At 59.1% G+C, this 18527-nt stretch carries 12 protein-coding genes; 5 read left to right on the top strand and 7 right to left on the bottom strand.

The genetic code is table 11. The features are described from left to right. Together ACXADQ_RS00005 and ACXADQ_RS00010 are read right to left on the bottom strand one after the other, a co-directional pair. Positions 1–277, bottom strand: a 277-nt coding sequence (locus ACXADQ_RS00005; protein ID WP_475313496.1) for a hypothetical protein, incomplete at its 3' end; no start/stop codon positions are given. A gap of 248 nt (positions 278–525) precedes the next feature. Then, positions 526–1662, bottom strand: coding sequence for a GSCFA domain-containing protein (locus ACXADQ_RS00010; protein ID WP_475313497.1), 1137 nt, complete (start codon positions 1660–1662; stop codon positions 526–528). 351 nt (positions 1663–2013) lie between these two features. On the opposite strand from ACXADQ_RS00010, the gene ACXADQ_RS00015 reads away from it, so the two are divergent. From ACXADQ_RS00015 to ilvD, 4 genes are all read left to right on the top strand, one after another. Then, on the top strand, positions 2014–2808 hold the full coding sequence (locus ACXADQ_RS00015; protein WP_475313499.1) for a sulfotransferase: 795 nt from the start codon (positions 2014–2016) through the stop codon (positions 2806–2808). Then, positions 2805–6095 (top strand): glycosyltransferase family 2 protein, encoded by a 3291-nt coding sequence (locus ACXADQ_RS00020; RefSeq protein ID WP_475313503.1) that lies wholly within the window; start codon positions 2805–2807, stop codon positions 6093–6095. Before ACXADQ_RS00015 ends, ACXADQ_RS00020 begins: the two co-directional genes overlap by 4 nt. Further along, positions 6082–7533, top strand: a complete 1452-nt coding sequence (locus tag ACXADQ_RS00025; RefSeq protein WP_475313507.1) for a CgeB family protein — start codon at positions 6082–6084, stop codon at positions 7531–7533. The genes ACXADQ_RS00020 and ACXADQ_RS00025 overlap by 14 nt, the downstream gene beginning before the upstream one ends. Before the next feature lie 175 nt (positions 7534–7708). Further along, on the top strand, positions 7709–9553 hold the full coding sequence (gene ilvD / locus ACXADQ_RS00030) for a dihydroxy-acid dehydratase (RefSeq protein ID WP_475313511.1): 1845 nt from the start codon (positions 7709–7711) through the stop codon (positions 9551–9553). A gap of 161 nt (positions 9554–9714) precedes the next feature. Here the strand turns inward: ilvD and ACXADQ_RS00035 are convergent, their stop codons facing one another. Both ACXADQ_RS00035 and ACXADQ_RS00040 read right to left on the bottom strand, forming a co-directional pair. Beyond that, positions 9715–10680: an NAD(P)H-dependent glycerol-3-phosphate dehydrogenase gene (locus tag ACXADQ_RS00035; protein ID WP_475313515.1), complete on the bottom strand. Its 966-nt coding sequence runs from the start codon at positions 10678–10680 to the stop codon at positions 9715–9717. Positions 10681–10780: 100 nt separating this feature from the next. Next, on the bottom strand, positions 10781–11899 hold the full coding sequence (locus ACXADQ_RS00040) for a polysaccharide biosynthesis/export family protein (protein WP_475313519.1): 1119 nt from the start codon (positions 11897–11899) through the stop codon (positions 10781–10783). A gap of 284 nt (positions 11900–12183) precedes the next feature. Between ACXADQ_RS00040 and ACXADQ_RS00045 the strand changes: the two genes are divergently transcribed. Next, complete coding sequence (locus tag ACXADQ_RS00045; RefSeq protein ID WP_475313523.1) at positions 12184–13359, top strand: nucleotide sugar dehydrogenase; 1176 nt, start codon at positions 12184–12186, stop codon at positions 13357–13359. Between the two features lie 78 nt (positions 13360–13437). On the opposite strand, the gene ACXADQ_RS00050 is transcribed toward ACXADQ_RS00045, so the two are convergent. The 3 genes from ACXADQ_RS00050 to ACXADQ_RS00060 are packed head-to-tail and all read right to left on the bottom strand — an operon-like array spanning position 13438 to position 18306. Next, entirely contained in the window at positions 13438–15195 is a 1758-nt protein-coding gene (locus tag ACXADQ_RS00050) for a calcium-binding protein (protein WP_475313527.1), read from the bottom strand. Positions 15196–15204: 9 nt separating this feature from the next. Further along, the gene (locus ACXADQ_RS00055) at positions 15205–16902 is read right to left on the bottom strand and encodes a calcium-binding protein (protein ID WP_475313531.1); all 1698 of its coding nucleotides are present in this window, start codon (positions 16900–16902) and stop codon (positions 15205–15207) included. Positions 16903–16923: 21 nt separating this feature from the next. Next, positions 16924–18306 (bottom strand): calcium-binding protein, encoded by a 1383-nt coding sequence (locus tag ACXADQ_RS00060; RefSeq protein ID WP_475313536.1) that lies wholly within the window; start codon positions 18304–18306, stop codon positions 16924–16926. Between the last annotated feature and the right edge of the window lie 221 nt (positions 18307–18527).

The raw sequence follows: 18527 nt of genomic DNA on the forward strand, positions 1-18527 counted from the left end.
CGGCCTGCTGGATCGTCGCATCATCCAGGGTCACGATCGCCCCGGCGGATGCGGTGACGTCCAGCTCTTCGAAGCCGGTTACTCCGGTCATGTTCGAATAATGTACGCCCAATGTGCTGGTGCGCTCAAACAGCAGGGTGTCATATCCCGTGCCCCCGGTCAGGGTGTCGGCGCTGGTCAGGTTCCCATTGCTGGAGGGGACCTCGATCAGCTCGTCTGCCGCGCTGCCGGTAATAGAGTCCGCATTCTTTGTCAGGCGGCCGATCGTGGTGGGCATAGGGGGTCTCTCCTTGGAATGCCTCTGCCACCTTGAGAACGGTGTAATCAGAGGGGCGGGCTAAAAAACAGTATGGTGGCCCTTTGGGTCTAGTTATGAATTGTTATTTTTTCACGGCAGTATTTCAAACCCTGCGTTGAAAAAATAGAAAAAACTGCAGAAATTTTCAGGTTTTCGGAGCGAAATTCGTCGGGGATGAGGCCAACAAAACAGCCCCATCCCGGTGGCTTGAAAAGCCTTTTTCTTGCTCAGGCGTTTGCTTGGCGCAGTTCTTTTTGCAGGGCGATGACCATGTTCTTGTACTTGTTCACCTCTTGGTTCAGGCGGGCCATCAGGGCCTCCTGATCCTCGGCCTTGTCTGCCCATTTCTGGAAGGTGGGATCATTGCGCAACGCATCCAACATCTCCTCTAGGGGTTCAGGCTCCTGGGTGGTGACGCCATACCGCAGCAAGAAGGTCTGGATGATCCGTCCCACGACCACATCGCTGACATGGCGACGGTCCCGCTGCCAGCTGAGGTTGGGATCGCTGTGCATCACGGCTTCGTAGCTGGGGAAATAGTCGATGTCGTCGTTTTGGCTGACCAGGCGCATTGCGGCGGTCCGCAGGGTGGACTTGGAGGTTGCATTAGCGACGACGATGTCATCCGAGGTGAATGTCCGGCCCAGAGGCACGGGGGACACCGTGACCACCTTTTTCTGGCCGGGCTTGCCGTGTGCCTTCAAGATTTCGGCGATCTCGGCCAGGGCGGCCTCGCATTGCTCAAAGCTGAGCTGCTCAAAGGCAAAGCGTCCCGAATGGCGCATCAGGATTTTGGGGTTGGGCGCTTCGTTCAGGCTCAGACCGGTTTCCAGATCTGTCCAGCTTTCGATCAGGCCCAGGGTCAGGATGGCAACATCCGCCTGGAAAATCTGGGCGAAATATTGGCCAACCTCTTCGCGGCGCGCCATCAATTCGTCACCCGGACCCCGGCCAGCCTTGCCCGACAGGTAGGGGTCGTAATAGTTGTCCACCCCCAGCGGCAGCAGGGCCTCTTCGGGATAGGCTTCGATGCCAGCGGCCCATTTCAGCTCCTGCAGAATGGAAACCGGGGTGTATTTGTTAAAAACACCACCTTCGCGGGCCGAGGCATTGCCCAGATCGCGCACGGCTATCTGGCGGCTGGTCACCGTGGCACCGGCCTGCTCCAGGCGTTCTTCGACATTTCGGGCAAAACAAGACCCTATGGCGAAGAATTTGTCGGAGGGTTTGGCGGTAAAGCTTTGGCGTCCGACCGGTACGATGATGCGGCTGTTGATCCGCTCCTCGGCAGAACCTTCGCCGCCGGACCAGCGATCATGAGGGTTTGCCTTGGTGGTGGCCAAAGCGTCCTTGGCAGAAGTCATTTTCTTGAAATCCTGTTTCTCGTCACTTCAGCGATCAACTTGAGGCCTTGTTGTTGTAGGCGCAGGGGATCGCATCCTTCAATAGTTAGACCCAAAAGACGAATTGTACATGCAAACTGCAAGGAATTTTTACGGGAATTGGTTTTCGCCCGCTGGGATTGACTGTATATGGATGCTGCAATGCAGAATTGCCGCAGGCCCGTCCAGAGGGGTGCGCACGGATAATAGTTGCGCACAGAAGGGGACTGCGGCACATACTGATGTGTGAATTTGACCGACGGGTTTGTGAAAGGCTTTGGGGGTGGCGTCTGCACAAATTTTGGTCACGAATTGATTGGGAGAAAGACCTTTATGACATCCGAGAAGGCTCACCTGATAGTCTCCGGAGTGGCCCGCAGTGGCACAACTGCCCTCGGGGAACTGCTGAACGCCCATCCTGACATCTGCCTTGGTATTGAACGCTTCAAGTTTCAGTATCTGCGCGCCCACAATTTTTCGAGCACGCTTTTCGAACGTGATCGGTTTTTTGATTTTCGACCAGAGGATACCAACCTGGATCCGGCGAAACGCCCGGCTTGGAAGCCAGTATATGCCAAGATCGAGGAAAAATGGGACCAGGCCCGTATCATTGGAGACAAGGTCCCAGATTTGTTGCCGGTGCTTGCGGATTTCCTGACTGAAAATCCAAGTTATCGGTATATTTGCATCTTGCGGAACCTGAAGGATGTCGGTCTGTCCTGGCAAGCCCGGGCGGATAAGCCCCGGGACGCGTGGCCCAAAGAAAAGGGTTTTGTCGAGGCCTGTAAAAGCTGGGGCGAACAGCATCATCTGCTGCATGACCTGATGCGGCATAAACCGATCCGTCAGAAAATTCTGCTGCTGGATTACGATGCTATGTACGATGACCTCTCTTTGACCGAGGCAGCCCTGCTTGGTTTCTTAGGGCTGGATCGCCACGACGACTTTACGGGGACCCTGTATCAGCACGCAGAGTTCATCAATGAGCGGCCAAATCGCAAAATACCCAAGAAGTTCATTGAAACCTACAAGGCCGTTGAGCAAGGCCACATCCGCGGATTGCGGAAGGTTGCGCGCGAACAGGCACAGATCTGGGCGGATGTTTTTCATGAACGAGGTCAATCATGACATTTAAGTCCGTTCTGACCCGTGTGGCTCGTTTGTTGGGGCAGGGGCCAGCGAACGGATATGTGGATCATTTCGACAGCACCCGGATTGCAGGCTGGGCGTTCGATCCGGAGGATATGTCTGAACCGGCTTTGCTTAGCCTCTATGTGGATGGCAGCCCGGAAATGAACATCGTCGCAGATATCCCGCGCGAAGACGTGCGCAATGCGGGTCTGGGGCCTTTGAAATGCGGGTTTGATGCCTCATTGCCCCGCCGGTTGCGCGATGGAAATGCTCATCGGGTCGAACTGCGCCTGGGCAGCAGTGGCACCATCGTGCGTGGTGGCACATTGGATATCGCCGCAGGCGAGGAGCGTGCGCCAGCAGCGCCTGACACGGATGTGGCACAGGCCATCGACACGCCGCAAACTCTGCAAGAGGGCGTCGCCTTTTTTGATCGCCACAGTGGTGCTGTTTGCGGTTGGGCGATGGGCTGTAACAGCGTGACCGTGCAATTTGATGATGCTGCACCGCAAACCGTGCTTCTGGATCGCGAAGTGCCCGGGTTCGGATCGGGGCTGCGGCCGGGATTTCGTGTCTTTATCCCCGATGCGCTGCGGGATGATCTGCCGCATACGGCGCAGGTCTTCTTTGGTCATGGCTCGGCTCCCCTGGACGGGGCGCCTCTGAGCTTTGCATTGACGCCTGATCGCGTTTTGGTCGAACTGGCCGCCCTAGAGGGCAATCGTATCACGCTGATGCTACGTCATTCCACGGGCGTTTCTGCGGATATTCCTGTCACGCTCAGCGCGGATGGTCAGCTGGTTGCCGTACAGGGTTTGCCTGGGGGGGTTCAGGCGGAGCTTCCTGCCTTGGCACGCAATCTGGTCGTGTCCACTGAAGAGGGCGAGGTGCTGGCACGGTTTACCATTACGGATGGACACCCCGAACGGCTGATCTGTCGTGATCTGCCGCCCGAGGCGCTGCGCCCTGAAACACTCGAGGCGGCGAGGCAGGCTTTTGCCGCTTTTTGTGATGCGCCGGATGATCGGTTCGATCCGCTATGGTATCGTTGGCGCCACCCAGAGGCGCGGGATCTGCAAACCCCCAAGGCCCTGATCGCCCACTACCGGGATCACGGCGCCGGGCAGGGGATCGGCCCCGGTCCTTTCTTTGATGAACAGGTGGCGCGGGTCCTTTATCCGGCATTAGAGCCAGCCATTTCTGAGGCCGGGTTGCCCTGTGCCTTTGCTCTGGAGCTGGTGCTGGGCCGCGGCAGTCTGCACACGTTGGCCGGGCTTAAATCGATCCAGCGCGAGGCGCTGGCTCAGGGGGATGTGGACCTGCCTGAAACACGTTTACAGCCCAAGGCCGACAGCGCGCCTTTCGTGGTGGCAAAATTGCCATCCCCGGTGCAAGCGCAGGACCCTACGGCCTCTATTTACGCTGCCTGGCTGTCGCGTCTGGAAATATCTGACAGCATTCGAACGGACCTGGCGCGCGCGGATCATACGATGCGCTCTGAAATCAGCACCACGGCGTTGCCCCATGCGCCCTTGGTGTCGGTGATCATGCCCAGCTGGAACAGGGCCTTTACCATCGGCGAGGCCATTCAGAGTGTTCTGGAACAGAGCTATCCGAATTGGGAACTGATCATCTGCGACGATGCCTCTGATGACCGGACATCCGAAGTCGTCCGAGGGTTCGATGACCCGCGTATCCGCTATATGAAATTCCTGAAATCAAACGGGGCGGGTGCGCGCAACAAGGGTTTGAAACATGCGCGGGGCGATTACATCGCCTATCTGGACAGCGATAACCTGTGGCATCCTTTGTTCCTGGACCTGATGCTGCGGCGTTTGATGGCCAACCCCTGTCACCCGATTGCCTATAGTGCGTATCTGGACACTGTGATTGATGGTGCCAAGGTCCGCCTGGATGGCATCCCGCGCCCGAATTTCAGGCCTATTCGTTTGTCGTCGAAAAACTTCATGGACCTGAACTCGATTGTCCACCATCGCAGAATTTACGACTGGATGGGGGGGTTCGACAGCTCTCTGCCGCGGTTGCAGGACTGGGATCTGGCGTTGCGGTATACCTCGATCTTCCGTCCGCTGTTCGTGAACCATGTCGGGGTGTTTTATCGGCGCAACGTTGCCTGGGGACAGGTGACGCATCTGTTCATGGGCTCAAGCGCTCAGGCAACCGTTGGGGAAAAGACCCGCCGTCGGCTTGAGGTGGCGCACGAACGGTTGCACATCAATTGGCCGACACGTGGCCGGGTGACCGTTTTGGCAGGATCTCATCGCCTTGGGCACAGTTTGGCCCCGGGTCATGCGCGCATGGCCGAAAGCCTGGCGCGTATGGTCGCCCGTGTGGCCGATGTGGATTTGGTGGAACTGGGCCCCGAGCCGGATCAGTGCCCCCCCGAGGGGACGGACCCGCCCGGCATGACCCGGCATCAGATCCCGCTGGATCTGCAACGCGATCCTGGTCGCCTGGGGGCCGCGCTTGGAGGTTTGATCCGAGGCCGTCCAGTCCTGTCGGTCGGATGTAGTGGCGGGTATTTGCGGGCCATGGATGGGCTGGATCCGACCTTGGTCTGGCGTCTGCGCAACACCGGCGAGGGCAGTGCCTTGCAAGGCTTGGACGTGCCGTTGCTGCGGTTCGATCTGGGGGCCTTGCCCCTGATGCTGCCCCAAGGCCCCCATGCAATTCAGGACATGACCGTACTGGTGCTGATGCCGACACAGGGTAAGACCGCCAAACGGGCTGCCCTGCGCAAGCAATTGCAATCCGAGGCACAACGGCGCGGATTGACCCTGCTGTTGCCACCAGGAGAGGGCAAAGGATGGGTGCGCCTGGACAAAACCGGCGAAACGCCGCTGGATCTGGACCCCCAGACATGCCTGCCCGATGATCTTGGGCAGGTCGGTATGACCGTTTGCCTGTCCCATGTGTCAGAGCTGGAGCCTTTCGATCTGGCTTTGCTGAACGCCTTGCAGGGTAGGGCGGTGCCTGCGGCGGTATTGCCTGCCGAAGGCCGGGCCCGGGCCACAGGGTTCGCGCGCCAATGGATCGAGTCTCGCGCCGCATATGAAATTCAGGTGAATGATCCCAAGTGGATTTTCGATAAGGTCCGCAAGCTTCTGGGCGACGAAGCCGGCATTCAGCGGCTGCGTGAACGCAGTCAGACCGTACATCGGATCGCGTATCACCCAGAGCAGGCTCAGGAACGATTGGCCCATGCTTTGTATCGTTTGCTCCATGATTTTCCGACCCGCGAGGTGATTGATGACCAAAACTGAGACATCTCTTGTGCCGGTCGTACATGACGGCATCGTGGTCACAGGGCGTTTGGATGCGCCCGGTGTGCAGGTCCTGTCCGCGGATGGCACAGAGCCTGCGCTGTTGCCGATTGGCCAGACCGGGCAATGGCTGATCCCGTCCCGCCCGCAAGAGGACATGACCCTGACACAGCCCGGACATGACCCGCTGCCCATTCAAGTGGGGGGCTGGTCAGGTCGTGTGGATCAGGTGCAAGGTGGCCTGGTGACCGGCTGGGCCCGCAACCTGCGCTCTCCCGGTCAGGATCTGGCGATCGTGGCTTATGACCTGAACGGGGTCGCGGCCGTGGCCACCGCCCGGGCTGACAGCGGTGGGCGTTTCCTGTTGGTGCTGCCCCCCCGGATTACCGGAGCGGGCATCCCCGCAGCCCTGACCTTGGGCATTGCGGGATCGGACTATGTTCTGGAAGGGGGGCAATTGACCTTTGCCGGGCACACGCGCCACAGCATCGACCGGCATGTCATTCCCCGCCCGCTGCAGGAACTGGCCATCCGTATCAAGATCTCGACCCCCAATCTGAAAGAGGCCCCGATGTGGGGTGATTTCCACTTTGCCAATTCCCTGGCGGCCTCGTTCGAGAGAGCCGGATACCAGGCGAATGTGGACACAGCAGATGTCTGGTACGCGCATCCCAGCCAAGAGGATGTTGTGATCTCGATCCGGGGACGCCACCGGGTGAAAGTCGATCCGGGCAAGATCAACATCATGTGGATTATCTCGCATCCTGACCGGATTCCCGAAGATGAATACGCCGATTATGACCACATTGCCGTGGCGTCGGATGTGTATGCCCAGGTCCTGAAGGAAAAGGGGCTGCCATCGGTCAGTGTGATGCATCAGGCTGCGGATTCGACCCTGTTCTTCCACAATCCCGATCGGCCCAGAACTCCGGCCTGTCTGTTCGTGGGCAACTCGCGCCGCGAATATAGGACCATGGTAAAATGGTGTATGCAGAAGGATCTGCCTCTGGAGCTGTATGGCGGAGGGTGGGACGGTGTCCTGCCCGAGGGCCGGGTCCGCGGCACCTCTGTCAGCAATGCCGAGCTTCCGGATTTCTATGGCGGACATCTGATGCTGTTGAACGACCATTGGGACAGCATGCGCGATAACGGGTTCCTGTCGAACCGTTTGTTCGACGGCAGTGCCGTGGCAACTCCAATTCTGACAGACCCGGTGGCAGGGCTGGCTGATGTCTTCGGAGATGCGATCTCTGAGGCGGCTGATATCGAGAGCTTTGCGGATATTGTTCAGGACTGTATGGAAAATCCTGAACCCTACCTGGAGCGTGCGCGAAACGCACATGACATCGTGATGGCCGCCCATACGTTCGACCACCGCGCCATCGAGTTGGTCGAGATCATTGATCGTATCGCCGCGCGCAAACGTCTGGCCGCCTAAACGAACGGTCTTAAAGGGAAAAATTACCATAACACTGGTTACGCGTTTCGCCTGCCTGCATCCCTCCCGAACATCATTTGCGGTGGATGCGGGATTGTTCTTGGTAGGTTTTCTGCGGTATCCCTTCGCCCTGACACATCGACGATAGGCCCCACAGCCACGAAGGAAGACACATATGCCGTATTACCGTTCCCGGCGATCCACCCATGGCCGCAACATGGCAGGGGCCCGTGGCCTCTGGCGTGCGACCGGCATGACCGACAGCGATTTCGGCAAGCCGATCATCGCGGTGGTCAACTCGTTCACGCAGTTCGTGCCCGGCCACGTCCACCTGAAGGACCTGGGCCAGATGGTTGCGCGCGAGATCGAAGCCGCCGGCGGTGTCGCCAAGGAGTTCAACACCATCGCCGTGGATGATGGCATCGCCATGGGCCATGACGGGATGCTGTATTCACTGCCCTCGCGCGAGGTGATCGCGGATTCGGTGGAATATATGGTCAACGCCCATTGTGCCGATGCGATGGTCTGTATTTCCAACTGCGATAAGATCACCCCCGGCATGATGATGGCCGCCATGCGCCTGAACATCCCGGTGATCTTTGTGTCGGGCGGGCCGATGGAGGCCGGCAAGATCGACATCAAAGATCTGGACATGACCAAGATCGACCTGGTCGACGCCATGGTCGCCGCGGCTGACGACAAATTCACCGACGAACAGGTCCAGCATATCGAGGAAAACGCCTGCCCCACCTGTGGGTCGTGCTCGGGGATGTTCACCGCGAACTCGATGAACTGCCTGGCCGAGGCACTGGGTCTGGCGCTGCCGGGCAACGGCTCGACGCTGGCCACCCATGCCGATCGCAAGAACCTGTTCCTCGAGGCCGGTCGCCGCATCGTCGACATCACCAAGCGCCACTATGAGGGCGAGGAAAAGGGCCTGCTCCCGCGCGAGATTGCCACGTTCGAGGCCTTTGAAAACGCCATGTCGCTGGACATCGCCATGGGTGGCTCCACCAACACCGTGCTGCACCTGCTGGCCATCGCCTATGAGGGCAAGGTGGATTTCACCATGACCGACATGGACCGCCTGTCGCGCCAGGTGCCCTGTCTGTGCAAGGTCGCGCCCAACATCCACAACGTCCACATGGAGGACGTGCACCGCGCCGGTGGCATCTTCTCGATCCTGGGCGAGCTCAGCCGCGCGGGTCTGCTGAATGACGAGGTCGCCACCGTGCATTCCAGCACCATGGGCGAGGCCATCGCCAAATGGGACATCAAGGTCGCCAACAACCCCGAGGCGGAAAGCCTGTTCAAGGCCGCCCCCGGCGGCGTGCGCACCACGCAGGCGTTCTCGACCCAGAACCGATACAAGGAACTGGATACCGACCGTGAAAACGGCGTGATCCGCGCCAAAGAGCACGCCTTTAGCCAGGATGGCGGTCTGGCCGTGCTGTTCGGCAATATCGCGCTGGACGGCTGTATCGTGAAAACCGCCGGGGTGGATGCGTCGATCCTGAAGTTTTCCGGCCCGGCCAAGGTGTTCGAATCCCAGGACGACGCGGTGAACGGCATCCTGACCGGCAAAGTGAGCGAGGGCGAGGTGGTGATCATCCGCTATGAGGGCCCTCAGGGTGGTCCGGGGATGCAGGAAATGCTGTACCCGACCTCGTATCTGAAATCCAAAGGTCTGGGCAAATCCTGCGCCCTGCTGACCGATGGGCGGTTCTCGGGGGGCACCTCGGGCCTGTCGATCGGCCATGCCTCGCCCGAGGCGGCTGAGGGCGGCGCCATCGCGCTGGTGGAAACCGGGGACATGATTGAAATCGACATCCCCAACCGCAGCATCAACCTGGCCGTGGCCGATGACGTGCTCGAGGCCCGCCGCGCCGCCAAGGGCCCGCTGCCCTGGGGCCCGGCCGAGCCACGCCCGCGCGCCGTGTCCAAGGCATTGAAGGCCTACGCGGCCTTTGCCTCGTCTGCGGCCAAAGGCGCCGTACGCATCCTGCCCGGCGAGGACTAAGCCAAAACAGACCCCGGCCTGCGCTGATCCGTGCTGGCCGGGGTTCTGCCTGAACAGGGTCGAAATCAGAGCCTGATACAGGCGATTTCCGCGTCGAATTCTTCATAGAATTCGACCAAAATTTTCCTGAAATTTTGGTCGTCCGCCAGCAACGGCAAAGATCAGCGCTCGGATTTCAGCGGGCGTTGCAGCAGCGCGTCCATGGCCTGGGACAGCGACACCTGCCCCTTCAGCAGGGCCGAGACCTGGTGGATCACCGGCAGGTCCATCTCGGCGCCCTGTTCGCTGACGGCATGGGCGGTCATCACGCCCTCGACGGTTTTGCCGCCCGTATCCACATCCCCGCGCGCCACGCGGATCCCATGGCTGAAGTTGCGCGACTTTTCCGAGGAACAGGTCAGGATCAGATCGCCAAAGCCCGACAGGCCCAGCAAGGTTTCCGGATGCGCGCCCTGGGCGGCGGCCAGGCGAGTGATTTCAGCAAAGCCACGGGTCATCAGGGCCGCGCGCGCGCTTTCGCCCAGACCGGCGCCGATGACCATGCCCGCCGCCAGCGCGATCACGTTTTTCAACGCGCCCCCCAGCTGCGCGCCCAGCGGATCATCGCTGAGATAGAGCCGAAAGGCGGGCGTCGACAGCCGTTCCTGCAAGGCCGCCCCATCGGGCAGATCGGTGGCCAGGGTCAGCGCCGTGGGTTTGCCCCGCGCGATGTCATCGGCAAAGCTGGGCCCGGTCAGAACGGCCGTTTTCGCGCCGGGCAGAACATCCGCGATGATCTGCGAGGGCAACAGGCCGGTGCCGCGCTCGACCCCTTTGCAGCAAGCGACCAGAACCGGCGCGCCCAAATCCGCGCCATGCGCCGACAAAAACCCACGCAGCGCCTGGGTGGGGATCGACAACAGGATCACCTGACAGCCCGCCAGCGCCCCCAGATCGGCCGTGGCCGTGATCGTCTTGGGCAAGGGAACGCCGGGCAGATGCACCTGGTTTTCCCGGGCGGCCTGCATCGCGGCCATTGCCTCGTAATCGCGCCCCCACAGCTTAACAGCCGCTTGTGTGGATTGCGCGACGGCCAGAGCAGTGCCAAAAGCCCCTGCCCCGATCACCGCAATATTGTCATTTGGCATCGTATTTTCCGCCTGCTTCCTGTCCCACTTGCCAAAGGGCTGCAAAGCCTTCCTTGGAAAGACCTATCCCCCTGAGCCGTAAGATCAGGGGCGATCAGGATCAGTTTGTTGCGGTGGAAACCGCGTTCGACACACCAACCGCCGAACCGATCAGCCCCAGAATAGTGCGAGCCGATGTCAGCAGGGTTTCTGTTCCCAGCACAGTATCCTGCGGGTTGATGTGGAATTTGCGTGCGGCAAACAATCCGTCCGCAGTGGTCAGATCAAAGGTAAACACAACCTGCTGATGCGCAGGGCCCGTACCGTTATAACGCAGCTCTTTTACCGGGTAGTCCCGCAACACCAGAACGGATTTAAGGTTGGCCCGAGCGTCCGACAAACCGCCAATCAGCGACAACGCCTCGATGGCCGTGATACGATCACGATCAAAATACACCAGCTCCTCGCGGCCAGTGGCCCCCAGAGCAGTAAAGAAGCGCCGGTCTTCTTCGACCATGACCTTATCGTCCCCACGCAGCGTGGTGTTCAGCTGTGGCTCAGCCATCAGGCGCTCTGCCCGAATTTCATAACTGCGCCCTGCACGCACCAACCGGACAACCGGATTGCGCAAGCTGGTTTGAATACCACCGCCCTGCGCCAGAAGGCTCAGCAATGTGTAATTGCGGTTTGGCAAAGGATAGGTGCCGGGATTGGGAACGCCACTGACCAGATCGACCGAGTTCTGCCGCCCCGGGACCAATGACAGCTGCACCTGTGCAGATGGAACGATGGGTTCCATGGCCTGCTGAATCTTTTCTCGTGCGGCAACAGGGGTCAGGTTCCTAACTTTCACATCCCCCAGATAGGGAATGAAAACCGTCCCGGCCGGAGAAACAACCGTTTTGGGCAAGACGGTCTGTTTGGCTTGCGAGCCGATCAACAGCGAGTTTTCCTGGCTATCCCAAATGACCAATTCCAGCTGATCGCCGGTTCGGATCAAAGGGCTTTCGGGACCCCGCTGATTGTTGATCCAGCTGTAGCCGCCGGCCCAGCCGGTGGTGGGCCAAGAAGACAGGGCAGACACATTCGTACGGGTGACAGGCACAACCTGATACGACGCATCGGCTTTGCTTTGCTCTTTCAGAATTTCAGTGGACAGGGCCGCCCCGCGGGGAATGGTACATCCCGCCAGAACCAGCATCGAAAGGCACACGGCCAAACATGTCTTCAATCGGTGCACGATTCTTCTCTTTCCTGGGAACTCTGCTCTTTTCTCGTTCTTTTAACCGCATGCCCCTTTCAAAAACAGTATTAACTACCGCAAACGCCATTTTCACGGGCAACCATGGCATTGATGCATCGGGGTCGCACATATGACAACACGATGACAAATGTCGCAACAGGCTATTTTTTTGGCACACGGCAGAAGCGTTTCAATTGAAGTCCGGGCACACGCTGGCTAAAGATGCGGTTAAGACCTTTTACACACCAGCACTCTCTCCATGTACACAAAAGAGATTTTTGATGTCTGACTTCAAAATTGCCGTCGCTGGGATGGGCTATGTCGGCCTGTCCAATGCCGTTCTTCTGGCGCAGCACAACGAAGTACGCGCCTTCGATATTGATACCAACCGAATCGAAACCATCAAAGCCGGGAAAAGCCCGATCATTGATGCGGATCTAGAGCATTACCTTGCTGAAAAAGAACTGAACCTGATCCCGACGACCGACGCTGTCACCGCGTTCAGCGGGGTGGATTTCGTCATCGTTGCCACGCCGACGAATTATGATCCGCAAACGAACTTCTTTGACACATCAAGTGTGGATGCCGTTATCCAGACCGTCACCGAGATCAACCCCACCGCCACGATCGTCATCAAATCAACGATCCCTGTCGGCTATACTGCAGGCATCCCTTCAAGACTGAATACCAAGCAGGTGATCTTCAGCCCTGAATTCCTGCGTGAGGGCAAAGCCTTGCACGACAACCTGCATCCATCGCGGATCGTGGTGGGCGAGCAATCCGAACGGGCCCGCCAATTCGCCAGTCTGCTGCAGCAGGGCGCCCTGACCAAGGGCACGCCGGTTTTGCAGACTGATCCGTCCGAAGCCGAAGCCATCAAATTGTTTGCCAATACCTATCTGGCAATGCGTGTGGCGTATTTCAACGAACTGGACAGCTATGCCCTGGCGCATGGGCTGGATCCTCGTCAGATCATTCAGGGGGTCGGCCTGGACCCAAGGATCGGCCCGCATTACAACAACCCGTCCTTTGGGTATGGCGGCTATTGCCTGCCCAAGGACACCAAGCAGCTGCTGGCCAACTATTCGGAAGTCCCGCAAAACCTGATCAACGCGATCGTCGAGGCCAACCGGACCCGCAAGGATTTCATCGCCGAAAGCATTCTGGCCCGCAAACCCAGCTGTGTCGGTGTATACCGACTGGTCATGAAACAAGGATCGGATAACTTCCGGCAAAGCTCGATCCAAGGCATCATGAAACGTCTGAAGGCAAAAGGGATCGAGGTCATCGTCTACGAACCCACCCTGCACGAGGAAACATTCTTCGGCTCCGAGGTATTGCATGACCTGGATGCGCTGAAATCGCGGGCCGACGTGATCCTAGCCAACCGCCATGCCCCCGAACTGGAAGATGTGGTGAGCAAGGTTTTCACCCGCGATCTGTTCGGCTCGGACTAATCCTTCCGCGTTGGTTTGATCAACCAAAGGCCACCCAACTGGGTGGCCTTTTGCATAGGTGTTCGCGCGACAGCTATGTCACGCAATTTCGAACACATCCGCACTGATCAGTGTCTGATTATCCAGGACCGCAAACAGTATCTGCGCCTGGCCTCCTGTGCCATCGGCGTCATAGTACAGCGCACCCGTAGTCCGGTCATAAATGATCCGGTCATTGGCGTCCGCTGCCTCGGTGCCCCCCCTGAGAGCCGAGGCTACTAGCCGCCCCCCTGCCATACCGGACAAAGCGGTAAAGACATTGCTGTGCAGCAGGATCGTATCGGCATTGCGTGATAGATCCATGATCGTGTCGACATTATCAGGCCCTAGCGCGCGTGAGAACACAAAGGTATCTTCCCCGGCCCCACCGGTCAGGGTATCGCTGCCCTCACGTCCGTTGATCGCGTTGTCGCCGGAGTTGCCGACTATCACGTTGTCCAGACCGTTCCCGATCCCCTTAAGATCACGATCGCCCTGTAGTTCCAGCTGTTCCACATGGGCGGTCAGCGCGTAATTGATGGTGCTGCGCACGGTGTCGGTCCCGGCGTTGACGCCTTCGATCACCACGTCGCCTTTGTTTTCGACCATATAAATATCGTCGCCGTGACCGCCCAGCATGGTGTCCGCGACCCGGCTGGCGCCGTCCAAAAGATTGTTGCCAGAATTGCCGCGCAGCTCGCCGGGGCGCACGGTCTCCCATAAGAGGGTGCTGTCGTAGCGCACCGCATCGATGTCACCACTGCCGACCAGGTGGATGTTTTCGATATCTGCAAAGCGATTGCCGGTAAAACCCTGATTGGTCACCACCGTATCGCTACCCTCGCGAATGGTTTCTTCTTCAGAGACGGTGTCCCCGGGATCCATAACAAAGAAGGTGTCGCTACCGTCGTAACCATAGTACAAGTCCGCCCCGGCGCCGCCGCGCAGCGTGTCATCGCCGTTACCTCCGGTCAGGGTGTCATCTCCACCGTTTCCGTACAGCAGGTTGTCTTCGTTATTGCCCTGAATGCGGTTGTCTTTTGCGTTGCCAATCCCGATGCGGGCCGATCCGATCAGGTACAAATTTTCCAATGCAGCGGGAAGAACGGTGTCGAACACTGTAAACACAGTGTCCTCTGTCCCACCGTCAGCACCTTCGATGATCCGGTCCCCGGCATTATCGACAAAATAGGTGTCGTTGCCCGAACCACCTGACATCACATCCGCCCCGACGCCGCCATCCAGCCGGTCCCCTCTGGCGCCGCCAATCAGAGTGTCGTTACCGGCGCCCGCAAAAATACGATCACGGCCAGCCGAGCCGCGGATCAAATCCGCGCCCCCATAGGTGTGCACCTCAATGGAGAAGTAGTCTTCGCTTGGTGCTATTTGCACCACATTGTTGAGGTTATTGGCACGGACAAGGACATCGCCGTTCCTTCCGACAATCGAGATATTCTCAATATGCTGCTGCCGGACATCAAGACGACTGTCTGTGATCACATGATCGATGCCGCTGTCTGTGGCCTGCTCGATCACGGTGTCTTCCTGCAGGAAGACACCGTTACGGGTAACAAGGTTCGATGTCAGCACATAGGTGTCCGACCCATCTCCTCCGGCCAGCGTGTCAGGTCCAGACCCGCCAACCAATGTGTCATCCCCTTCTCCGCCAAGCAGGGAATCGGCGTCATTGCCCCCATCAAGCCGGTCATTCCCGGCGCCCCCCTCCAGGGTGTCCCGCCCTGCCCCTCCCAGAAGCGTATCGTCATCCGCCCCTCCGGTCAGAGGGTCTCCGAAGCGGGTGCCTTGAAGAAGCGCCATGGTCTTTCCTCACACAATCGCGAACATATCCGTAGTCACTGCGGGCGTGTTCTCGAGCACGGCAAACAGCACCTGCGCCCCAACCCCAGAGCCATCGGCGTCATAATACAGCTCACCCGTGCTTTGGTCATAAATGATCCGGTCATCGGCATCAGATGCCGCCGTGCCAAAGGCCAGGGCCGAGGCAGGCAAGGCGCCCGCGCTGAGTGCGGTAAAGACATTGCTGTGCAGCAGGATCGTGTCCTCGGCTGCCATGTCAGTGATCGTGTCCACGTTGGTTGGACCCAAAGCTCGAGAGAACACAAAAGTGTCTGGGCCATCGCCACCAGCCAACGTGTCATTGCCCTCGCGGCCATTGAGCGTGTTGCGCCCGGAATTTCCGACAAGGACGTTGTCCAGCTTGTTGCCGCCCCCCTTGAGATCACGATCGCCCTGCAGTTCCAGCTGTTCCACATGGGCGGTCAGCGCGTAGTTGACAGCGCTGCGTACGGTGTCGGTTCCGGCATTGGCGCCCTCGATCACCACATCCTGCTTGTGTTTGACCACATAGATGTCATCCCCCAGCCTTCCGAGCATGAGGTCCTTGGCCTGGCTGGACCCCTCCAGCACATTGGTGCCAGCGTTGCCATGCAGTTCACCTTCTTTGACCCCAAGATCATAGCGGGCTGCATTGGCGTCTCCGCTGCCCACCAGTCGGATGACTTCGATGTCTGCGATCTCAGATCCGGCAAAGCTCAGAGATGTCACAACCGTGTCACTGCCTGCGCGCCATGTGTGTTCCCCACGCAAAACGTCCCGGAATCCAGTGACAAAATAGGTATCGCTGCCTTCGCTGCCCTCGAAGACATCAAACCCGCCGCCGCCTTTCAGGGTGTCATCGCCGAGACCGCCGGCCAGCGTGTCTGCCCCACCATTGCCCTGCAACAGGTTGTCCTCGTCGTTGCCGCGGATCCGGTTGGCCTTGCCGTTGCCGATGCCGATGCGGGCGGACCCCACCAAATAGAGATGTTCCAGGGCCGGTGCGAGGGTGATGTCAAACGTTGAATACAGCGTATCACTGCCCGCGAGGGAGCTTTCAACCACCCGGTCCCGTGGATCATCAACGTAATAGGTGTCGTCCCCGCCACCGCCTGCCATATAGTCGATGCCTGCCCCACCATTCATCTGGTCATTGCCGGGTCCTCCCAGCAATGTGTCATTGCCAGCAAACCCAATCAGAACATCTCTGCCGAAGCCACCGCGCAGCACATTGTCGAATTCATTCCCGCCAATGTGATTGTTCCCATCGTTCCCGATACCGATCCGGGCCTCGCCGCCCAGGTAGAGGTTTTCCAGGGCTGGGGCCAAGATGGTATCCAGAGTGATAAAAAGTGAGTCGGTCCCGCCATCTGCCTTTTCCACAATCCGGTCGTCTTTGGAGTCCACATAGTAGTCGTCATCTCCCGGGCCGCCGACCATCAGATCACCGCCAGGTCCGCCATCCAGCACGTCCGGGCCTTGGTTCCCCCCAAGCGTGTCATTGCCCTGGCCTCCAAGCAGGGTGTCTGATCCTTCTCCACCTCGCAGAAGGTCCGGCCCTCCTAACCCCATGAGCAGATCATGGCTGCTGCCGCCGAAAATAGAGTCCGGAATATCACTCCCGGTCAGCGTGTCCTGGCCACGGGTGCCGGTGATGGTGCTTTGGCCGTTGACAATCGTGGTCGCCATTGGGGGTCTCCTTAATCAGGGTTACACAATCTCGAACACATCCGCGTTGATCAGGGTCTGGTTGTCGAGCACAGCAAAGAGCACCTGTGCCTCGGTCCCGGTGCCATCGGCGTCATAATACAGCTCACCCGTGCTTTGGTCATAAATGATCCGGTCATCGGCATCAGATGCCGCCGTGCCAAAGGCCAGGGCCGAGGCAGGCAAGGCGCCCGCGCTGAGTGCGGTAAAGACATTGCTGTGCAGCAGGATCGTGTCCTCGGCTGCCATGTCAGTGATCGTGTCCACGTTGGTTGGTCCTAGGGCGCGGGTGAACACAAAGGCGTCGGCACCGTCACCACCGGTCAGCGTGTCGTTGCCTTCGCGCCCGTTGAGCACGTTGTTCCCGGCATTCCCGGTCAGCGTATTGGCAATGCCATTGCCGATGCCGTTGAGATTGCCACTGCCCTGTAGTTCCAACTGCTCCACATGGGCGCTCAGACTGTGGCTCACTGTGCTGCGCACCAGGTCAACGCCAGCCCCCGCGCCTTCGATCACGCGGTCTTTGGGGTTCTCGACCACATAGATATCGTCCCCCTGCCCGCCCAGCATGACGTCCACGGCCTGGCTGGACCCATCCAGGATGTTGTTGCCGGAATTGCCGCGCAGCTCGCCCGCAGTGGTCGCAAAATCCCCGCGCGTGGCGTTGATGTCTCTGGTGCCAAGCAGGCGGATGTTTTCGATATGGGCGGTGATCCCCCCGATGAAAGAGACAAAAGAGATGACCGTATCGACCTCGTTGTTTTGCGCCGCCACAAACGCCTCGTGCACCACATCGCCCAGGGCTACAAAATAGGTGTCGCTGCCCGCGCCGCCGGACAGGGTATCGCTGCCATAGCCGCCTTTCAGCGTGTCATCCCCTGCGTTCCCGATCAGCATGTCATCGCCGCCATTGCCTTGCAGCAGGTTATCGAAGGCATTGCCGTGGATGATGTTGTCTTGATTGTTGCCGTTGCCGATCCGGGCCTGCCCGCGCAGAAACAGGTTTTCCAAAGGGGCCGCCAGGTTGGTGGCGTGCAGAGTGGTAAAGACTGAATCTGTGCCGCCATTTGCCTTTTCAACAATCCTGTCGCCAGCGGAATCCACATGGTAGTTGTCGTTGCCATTGCCGCCAATCATCAGGTCATCACCGGTGCCGCCGTTCAGCAGGTCCGGGCCGTCACCGCCCCCCAGCGTGTCATTGCCCGAGCCACCAAAAAGCCGGTCCGACCCGTTACCACCCCTAAGCAAGTCGGGGCCATTTAACCCCATAAGCAGATCATGGCTGCTGCCGCCAAAGATCGAGTCCGGTATGTTGCCCCCGATCAGCGTGTCCGCGCCACGAGAGCCGGTGATCGTGCTTTGGCCGTTTACAATTTTAGTCGCCATTTGAAATCTCCCAAAAGAAAACACACGTTGAAACCGCCACCGCGCAGTGCACCAACACCGTGCACCGCGCTGATTCTATGTGGCGACCAAGTAGATTATACCACCTCGGGGTGTACCGGAGTGAAAACCCACCCCACCGGCGAAACGCCGCTGCGCGGGCCAGACAACCGAGACCCACAGGCATACGGACGGTGTTCGCTGTTGAACGGCCCATGGTCCTG

Source organism: Thalassovita sp. ABM4_323 (assembly GCF_056158665.1).